The sequence below is a fragment of the Roseovarius halophilus (ex Wu et al. 2025) genome, from assembly GCF_047086965.1.
Genome location: NZ_JBKOTX010000220.1, coordinates 1 through 7,963 on the forward strand (window position 1 = coordinate 1; position 7,963 = coordinate 7,963).

Below are 7,963 nucleotides of genomic sequence, written 5' to 3' on the forward strand. Positions count from 1 at the left end.
AACGGCGGCGTCATCCTCGCCTCCGACGTGAGCGACCCCGACCAGGCGCTCGGTGAACAATTCTGCGAGGCGCGCGCCTACGCGATCACGCAGGGGCAAGCAGGCCCATCCGGCGCCGGAAGGCGGGGCCGGTGGCGCCGATGCGCTGCCCCGACAGCTTGAGCGCGCCCGGCTCGACCGGGAATTCGCCCGAAAGCGCGGCGAGCAGTTCGTCCTGACCGTTGCCGGCAACCCCGCCGATCCCGAGGATTTCGCCCGCGCGGACGGTGAAATGGATGTTGCGCAGCACGGTGCCGAAGGCCGACGGCGCGCACAGCGACAGGCCGCTGACATCGAGGGCGACGTCGCCGGGCGCACCGGCCGGGCGCGCGGGGGACTTGAAGCTCGCGCCGATCATCATCTCGGCCATCGCGCGCGCGGTGGTTCGGGACGGCACGCAGGTGCCGGCATTGCGGCCCCGCCGCAGGATCGTGGCGCGGTCGCAGAGCGCGCGGATTTCCTCGAGCTTGTGGGAGATGTAGAGGATCGCCACGCCCTCGGACGTGAGCTTGCGCAGTGTCGCGAACAGGATCTCGACCTCTTGCGGGGTGAGGACCGAGGTGGGTTCGTCCATGATGAGGAGCCGCGGATCCTGCAGCAGGCAGCGCACGATCTCGACGCGCTGGCGTTCGCCCGCCGACAGGTCCCCCACGACGCGGTACGGGTCGAGCGGCAGACCGTAGCCTTCGGACACGTCGCGGATGCGCGCCGCGAGATCGCGCAGGGGGGGCGGGGTTTCCATGCCGAGGGCGACGTTCTCGGCTACGGTCAGCGCCTCGAACAGGGAGAAATGCTGGAAGACCATCGCCACGCCCGCGGCCCGCGCGGCGCGCGGCTCGGGCGGGGCGAAGGGGCGGCCGTGCAGGATCATGCGGCCGGCGTCGGGTTTCACGAGGCCGTAGACCATCTTGACGAGGGTCGACTTGCCCGCGCCGTTCTCGCCCAGCAACGCGTGCACCTCGCCTTCGTGGATATCGAAGGAGACATCGTCATTCGCGATGACGCCGGGATAGGTTCGGGTCAGGCCCTCGATGCTGAGCAATGCGCCGGTCACGCGGGGCTCCCCTGTCTGGAGGCAGGATTCTTCATACCCTTGAGTAGCGCAGCCGCGCGGCGGGGGGCAATGGGCTGTGGCGCGATGGCGGGCCGTGGCGCGCCGGGTGCGACCGTTTTGTGCAGGCCGGGCGACGCGGTGGTGCGCAATCCTGTGGCGCGGCGGCGGCGGCTGGCATAGGATCGCGGCATGAGCAGTGATCCGCGATTCATCCACCTGAGGGTCCACAGCGAGTATTCGCTGCTGGAGGGCGCCGTGCGGCTGAAGAAGCTGCCCGCGCTCTGCACGGCGGCCGAGATGCCCGCCGTGGCCGTGACCGACACCAACAACATGTTCGCCGCGCTGGAATTCTCGGTATCCGCGCAGGCGGCCGGCGTGCAGCCGATCATGGGCTGCCAGGTCGACCTTGAATATGTCGAGACCCGGCCGGGGGAGCGGCCCCGGCGGCCGGCGCCGCTTGTCCTGCTGGCGCAGGACGAGCGCGGCTACGAGAACCTGATGAAACTCAATTCCCGGCTGTACCTGCGCGGCGACGGGCGGCTGGCGCATGTCACGGTGAGCGAGCTGGCCGCGCACGCGGCCGGGATAATCTGCCTGACGGGCGGGCCGGACGGGCCGGCGGGCCGGCTGCTGCGAGACGGGCAGCGCCCGGCCGCCGAGGCGCTGATGCGGCAGCTTCAAGACGCCTACGGCGACCGCCTGTACGTGGAATTACAGCGCCATCCCGGCGAGGACGGGGCGCCGGAGGCCGAGCGCCTGACCGAGCGCGGCCTTGTCGAGATGGCCTACGCGATGGGCCTGCCGCTGGTGGCGACCAACGACGTCTACTTTCCCGACGCGGCGATGTACGAGGCGCATGACGCCATGCTTTGCGTGGCGGAGGGCGCGTATGTCGATCAGGCCCAGCCGCGCCGGCGCCTGACCGCCCAGCATTATTTCAAGACCCCGCAGGAGATGGCGACGTTGTTCGCCGACCTGCCGGAGGCGCTGGAAAACACCGTGGAGATCGCCCGCCGCTGCGCGTTCGGCGCGTACAAACGCGACCCGATCCTGCCGCGGTTCGCCGATGACGAGGTGGACGAGCTGCGACGGCAGGCCAAGGAAGGTCTGGCCGCGCGGCTGGCCGTGATCCCCCATGCCGCGCCGGTGGCGGAGTACGAGAAGCGGCTGGATTTCGAACTGGGCATCATCGAGGGCATGGGGTTCCCGGGCTACTTCCTGATCGTTGCCGATTTCATCAAGTGGGCCAAGGAACGCGACATCCCGGTGGGGCCGGGGCGCGGGTCGGGCGCGGGGAGCCTCGTGGCCTATGCGCTGACGATCACCGACCTTGATCCGCTGCGCTACAGCCTGCTGTTCGAGCGCTTCCTGAATCCCGAGCGGGTGTCGATGCCCGACTTCGACATCGATTTCTGCATGGACCGGCGCGAAGAGGTCATCGCCTACGTGCAGGAGAAATACGGCCGCGACAAGGTGGGGCAGATCATCACCTTCGGCGCGCTGCTGTCCAAGGCGGCGGTGCGCGACATCGGGCGGGTTCTGCAGATGCCCTACGGACAGGTGGACCGGCTGTCCAAGATGATCCCTGTGGAGGGGGTGAAGCCCGTCAGCATCGAGAAGGCGCTGGCCGACGAGCCGCGCCTTGCCGAGGAAGCGAGGAACGAGGAGGTGGTCGACCGGCTGCTGACCCACGGCATGAAGGTCGAGGGGCTTTTGCGCAACGTCTCGACCCATGCCGCGGGCGTGGTGATCGGGGATCGGCCGCTGGACGAGCTGGTGCCGCTCTACCAGGATCCGCGGTCGGACATGCCGGCCACGCAGTTCAACATGAAATGGGTCGAGCAGGCCGGGCTGGTGAAGTTCGATTTCCTCGGGCTCAAGACGCTGACGGTGGTCCAGAACGCCATCGAGCAGATCCACGGCGAGGGGCGCGACCTGCATGTCGCCGCCGATGGCAGTACCATATACGAGCCCTTCGAGGGTGCCGAGAACGATATCGGGCAGATCCCGCTGGACGACGAGAAGACCTATGACCTGTATGCCCGCGCGCGCACCGTGGCCGTGTTCCAGGTGGAAAGCGAGGGGATGCGCGACGCGCTCAAGCGGATGAAACCCACCTGCATCGAGGATATCGTCGCGCTGGTCGCCCTGTACCGGCCGGGACCGATGGAGAACATCCCGAAATATTGCGAGGTCAAGAACGGGCTGAGCGCGCGCGACCACATCCATCCGTCGATCGACCATATCCTTGACGAGACGCAGGGCATTATCGTCTACCAGGAACAGGTGATGCAGATCGCGCAGGAAATGGCGGGTTACTCCTTGGGCGGCGCTGACCTGCTGCGCCGGGCGATGGGCAAGAAGATCCAGGAGGCGATGGACGCCGAGCGGCCGAAATTCATCGAGGGGGCCAAGGCGAACGGCGTTGACGACGACAAGGCGCTGGAGGTCTGGAACCTGCTGGACAAGTTCGCCAATTACGGCTTCAACAAGTCGCACGCCGCCGCTTATGCCGTCGTGAGCTACCAGACGGCGTGGCTGAAGGCCAATCACCCGGTGGAGTTCATGGCCGGCGTGATGAATTGCGACATCCACCTGACCGACAAGCTGGCCGTCTATTTCGAGGAGGTCAAGAAAGGCCTCGGGCTGCCATGGGCCGCGCCCTGCGTGAACCGCTCGGAGGCGATGTTCGTGGTGCGCGGCGGGGTGCTGCATTACGGGCTTGGCGCGCTCAAGAACGTGGGCGTCGAGGCGATGCGGCTGATCACCGGGGGGCGCGGCGACAAGCCCTTTGTCACGCTGTACGATTTCGCGCGGCGGGTGGACCTCAAGCGGATCGGCAAGCGCCCGCTGGAGATGCTGGCCCGTGCCGGCGCCTTCGACGCGCTGGACAGCAACCGCCGCCGGGTGTTCGAAAGCCTTGAACCGCTGATGAACTATTCCGCCGCGATCCAGGAGCAGAAGAGTTCGAGCCAGGTGTCGCTTTTCGGGGAGGCGGGCGAGGACCTGCCCGAGCCGCGGCTGAGCCCGGTGGCCGACTGGCTGCCGGCGGAGCGGCTGACCGAGGAGTTCAGCGCCGTGGGCTTCTACCTGTCGGGGCACCCGCTGGACGATTACATGGGCGCGCTGCGCCGCAAGGACGTCAAGACGCTGGACGAGGTGACGGAGCTGGCCGGGCGCAGCGGGGCGGTGGTGGCCAAGATGGCCGGGGTCGTGGCCGCGCGGCAGGAGAAGAAATCGGCGCGCGGCAACCGCTTTGCCTTCTGCAAGCTGTCCGACACCACGGGCGGGTACGAGGTGACGCTGTTTTCCGAAACGCTGGAGACATCGCGCGAGCACCTTGAGGCCGGCGCGCAGGTCGTTCTCACCGTCGAGGCGACGATGGAGGCCGATCAGCTCAAGCTGCTGGGCCGGTCGGTGCAACCGATCGACGGCGTGGTGGCGGATGCGGGGGCATCCGGTTTGCGCATCTTCATCGAGGCGCCCGACGCGGTGCCGCTTGTCGCCTCGGTGCTGGAGGAGGCGCGGGCGGCGGCGCGCAACGCCAGGCCCGGGCCGATCACCTTCTGCCTGATGCGCGGCGACCTGCCCGGCGAGGTCGAGATCGACGCGGGCCGCGAATTTCCCGTCAACCCGCAAATAAAGGGCGCGATCAAGAGCCTCGGGGGCGTGCTGGCGGTGGAGGAGGTGTGATGGACGCCGCGCCGGGCGACGGGGCGGCGCATTTCACGCTGCACCGCGACGTGGTCTATGGCCACGCGCCGCTGGCGGGGGCGCGGACGGCGCTGTCCTGCACGCTCTTCCTGCCCGGGGGCGTCACGGCGCCGCCGCTTTTCGCTTGGTTCCATGCCGGTGCATTCAAGTTCGGCAGCCATGATCACAAGGCCGCCCGGCGGCTGGGCCGGCGGCTGACGCGCGAGGGGATCGCCGTTGCCTCGGTCGGGTATCGCCTGCGCGCGGACGTGTCGGACCTGTCAGCCCCCGTGCGCGCTCGGCTGGATGACCTTGCGGCGCTCCAGGGGCGGCTGATCCGGCCGGGGCTGTGCCAGGCGCGGTCGCTGGCCGCGCTGGAGGACGGGCTGCGTTTCCTCGACTGGGCCGACGCGAACGCCGCGCGCTATGGCTGGGGGCCGCGCCGGGTGGTCGGCGGCGCCTCGGCCGGGGGGATCACGGCGTTCAACATGGCGTTCTCGCCGCCCGCGCTGGGGCTGGCACAACAGGGGCTGGACGGTGTCTTTGCCACGTCGGGGGGTTACAACTACCCGTCGCTCGTGGCGGGCAACGACCGGGTGGTCGCGCTGGCGCAGCACAACCCGGACGATCCGCGCGTTTCGGTCAAGGGGGTGCGCATGGTCAAGCGGGCGCTGGGCGCCCGGATGACGCTGCTGGAATCGCCGGAGATGATGCATGGCCACCTTGACCTCACGCCCGGGGAGAAACCCCGCGTCACCTTCCGCCGGGTGGCGGATTTCGTGCATGCCGCGACGGCGGGCTGAGGCGCGCGGCCCTACCAGTGGGGCGGTGGGCGGTCGTCGCCGAAAACGGCCTGTCCGCCCTCGGCCGCTTCGCGCTCCGCCTCGCGCTGCATGAGCAGCTCGACACGCCGGGTCAGGCGCTCGATCTCGGCCTGCTGGCGGGTGACGATATCCGACAGGTCGTCAAGCTGCCGGGCCAGGTCGGCGATATGTTCTTCCAGCGCGCGCATGGGCCCGCTTTACGCCGGGCGGCCGTGCCGGGTCAATGTGCGGCGCGGGGCCCCGTCACGGAGGCTTGGCTTGCCCCCGTTCCCCCCTTCCGCTAGACCGCGCCGCGAGTGACTGCCGCAGGACCGGATTTCATGGCCAAACCCAAGAAACAGCCCCGCCCCAAGGCCGAGACGCCCAAGGGGTTCCGCGATTATTTCGGCGCCGAGGTGACCGAGCGCGCCGATATGCTGCGCGCCATCGCCGATGTCTACCACGCCTATGGCTTCGACGCGCTGGAAAGCAGCGCGGTCGAGACGGTGGAGGCGCTGGGCAAGTTCCTGCCCGACGTGGACCGCCCGAACGCGGGGGTGTTCGCGTGGCAGGAGGAGGATGAAAGCTGGCTCGCGCTGCGCTATGACCTGACGGCGCCGCTGGCGCGTGTCTATGCCCAGCACCGCAACGACCTGCCGACGCCCTACCGCCGCTACGCGATGGGCCCGGTCTGGCGCAACGAGAAGCCGGGGCCGGGGCGTTATCGCCAGTTCTATCAATGCGATGCCGACACGGTGGGCAGCGCCTCGATGGCGGCGGATGCCGAGATCTGCGCCATGCTGGCGGACACGCTGGAAAAGGTCGGCATCCCGCGCGGCGATTACCTGATCAGGGTGAACAACCGCAAGGTGCTGAACGGCGTGCTGGAGGTGATGGGCCTTGCCGACGACGCCGAGCGCAGCGCCGCCGTGATGCGCACCATCGACAAGTTCGACAAGGTGGGCGAGGCCGGCGTGCGGGAGTTGCTGGGCGCCGGGCGGCGCGACGCTTCCGGGGCCTATATCGACGGCGTGGGCCTCGGTGCGGATCAGGCCGAGCCGGTTATCGCCTTCCTGACATCGAAGGGCGAGAGCACGCAGGAAACACTTGTCAACCTGCGTACCGCCGTTGGCGGCAGCGCGACCGGCGGCGAGGGCGTGGCCGAGCTGGAACAGATTGCCGACCTTCTTGCCGCGCAGGGCTACGGCCCCGACCGCATCGTCATCGACCCGTCGGTCGTGCGCGGGCTGGGCTATTATACCGGGCCCGTCTACGAGGCCGAGCTGACCTTTGACGTCCTTGACGAGAAGGGCCGCAAGCGGCAGTTCGGCAGCGTCGCCGGCGGCGGGCGGTACGACGACTTGGTCAAGCGGTTCACCGGGCAGGCGGTACCGGCGACAGGTATTTCTATCGGCGTGGACCGGCTGCTGGCCGCGTTGCGCGAGAAGGGCCGCATCGGCGGCACGGTACAGGGCCCCGTCGTGGTGACGGTGATGGATCGCGACCGCATGGCCGATTACCAGGCGATGGTGGCGGAGCTGCGGCAGGCGGGCATCCGGGCCGAGCTGTACCTTGGCAACCCCAAGAACTTCGGCAACCAGATGAAATACGCCGACAAGCGCGGCGCCCCGGTCGCCGTGATCGAGGGGGGCGACGAAAAGGACAAGGGCGTCGTTCAGATCAAGGACCTGGTCCTTGGCGCGCAGATCGCCCGAAGCGCCACGCTGGAGGAATGGAAGGACCGGCCCAGCCAGGTCGAGGTGCCGCGCGACCGGCTGGTCGCGACGGTGCGCGAGATACTGGACGGGCAGGGCTGATGGCGGCGCGGGCGGCGGCACGGGCCGAGGCGGCACGGCTGCGCGGGCTGTTCGAGGCCGCGGGCGCGCAGCCGGTGGAAACCGCCATCCTGCAACCCGCCGAGGTGCTGCTGGACCTTTACGGCGAGGACATACGGGCGCGGGCCTACGTGACCTCGGACGCGCTGCGGGGCGAACAGATGCTGCGGCCCGATTTCACCGTGCCGGTCGTGCAGATGCACATGGCACAAGGGGCCGAGCCCGCACGCTATACCTATGCCGGGGAGGTGTTCCGCCGGCAGGAAGACGACCCGGACCGCGCCAACGAGTACTTGCAGACGGGATTCGAGGTTTTCGCGCGCGACGCGCCCGAGGCCGCTGATGCCGAGGTCTTCGCGCTGGTTTGGGATATTCTGAAACCGCTGGGCCTGCGCGCGGCGACGGGGGATATCGGTATCCTGCTGGCGGCGGTCGAGGCGTTGCACACGACCGAGCGGCGCAAGGCCGCGCTGCGGCGGCATATCTGGCGCCCGCGCCGGTTCCGCGCGCTGGTCGACCGGTTCGCGGGCCGGGCGCCC

The 7,963-nt window shown here is 69.0% G+C and carries 5 protein-coding genes and 1 pseudogene; 4 read left to right on the plus strand and 2 right to left on the minus strand.

Annotation, left to right across the window (positions count from 1 at the left end):
• Positions 1–94 precede the first annotated feature (94 nt).
• Positions 95–1,093 (minus strand): annotated as a pseudogene (locus ACH107_RS27320) (ABC transporter ATP-binding protein); the annotation flags it as partial.
• Between the two features lie 189 nt (positions 1,094–1,282).
• Between ACH107_RS27320 and dnaE the strand changes: the two are divergent.
• Both dnaE and ACH107_RS27330 read left to right on the plus strand, forming a co-directional pair.
• Positions 1,283–4,786, plus strand: coding sequence for a DNA polymerase III subunit alpha (gene dnaE / locus ACH107_RS27325; protein ID WP_412508836.1), 3,504 nt, complete (start codon positions 1,283–1,285; stop codon positions 4,784–4,786).
• Complete coding sequence (locus tag ACH107_RS27330) at positions 4,786–5,589, plus strand: alpha/beta hydrolase (RefSeq protein ID WP_412508837.1); 804 nt, start codon at positions 4,786–4,788, stop codon at positions 5,587–5,589. Before dnaE ends, ACH107_RS27330 begins: the two co-directional genes overlap by 1 nt.
• Before the next feature lie 11 nt (positions 5,590–5,600).
• Here the strand turns inward: ACH107_RS27330 and ACH107_RS27335 are convergent, their stop codons facing one another.
• Positions 5,601–5,798: a SlyX family protein gene (locus ACH107_RS27335; RefSeq protein WP_412508839.1), complete on the minus strand. Its 198-nt coding sequence runs from the start codon at positions 5,796–5,798 to the stop codon at positions 5,601–5,603.
• A gap of 132 nt (positions 5,799–5,930) precedes the next feature.
• On the opposite strand from ACH107_RS27335, the gene hisS reads away from it, so the two are divergent.
• Together hisS and ACH107_RS27345 are read left to right on the plus strand one after the other, a co-directional pair.
• Positions 5,931–7,406 carry a histidine--tRNA ligase gene (gene hisS, locus ACH107_RS27340; protein ID WP_412508840.1) on the plus strand — a complete coding sequence of 492 codons (1,476 nt, stop codon included), beginning with the start codon at positions 5,931–5,933 and terminating at the stop codon, positions 7,404–7,406.
• Positions 7,406–7,963 (plus strand): ATP phosphoribosyltransferase regulatory subunit (locus tag ACH107_RS27345; RefSeq protein WP_412508841.1); only part of this gene is annotated, 558 nt, incomplete at its 3' end. The genes hisS and ACH107_RS27345, both read left to right, overlap by 1 nt.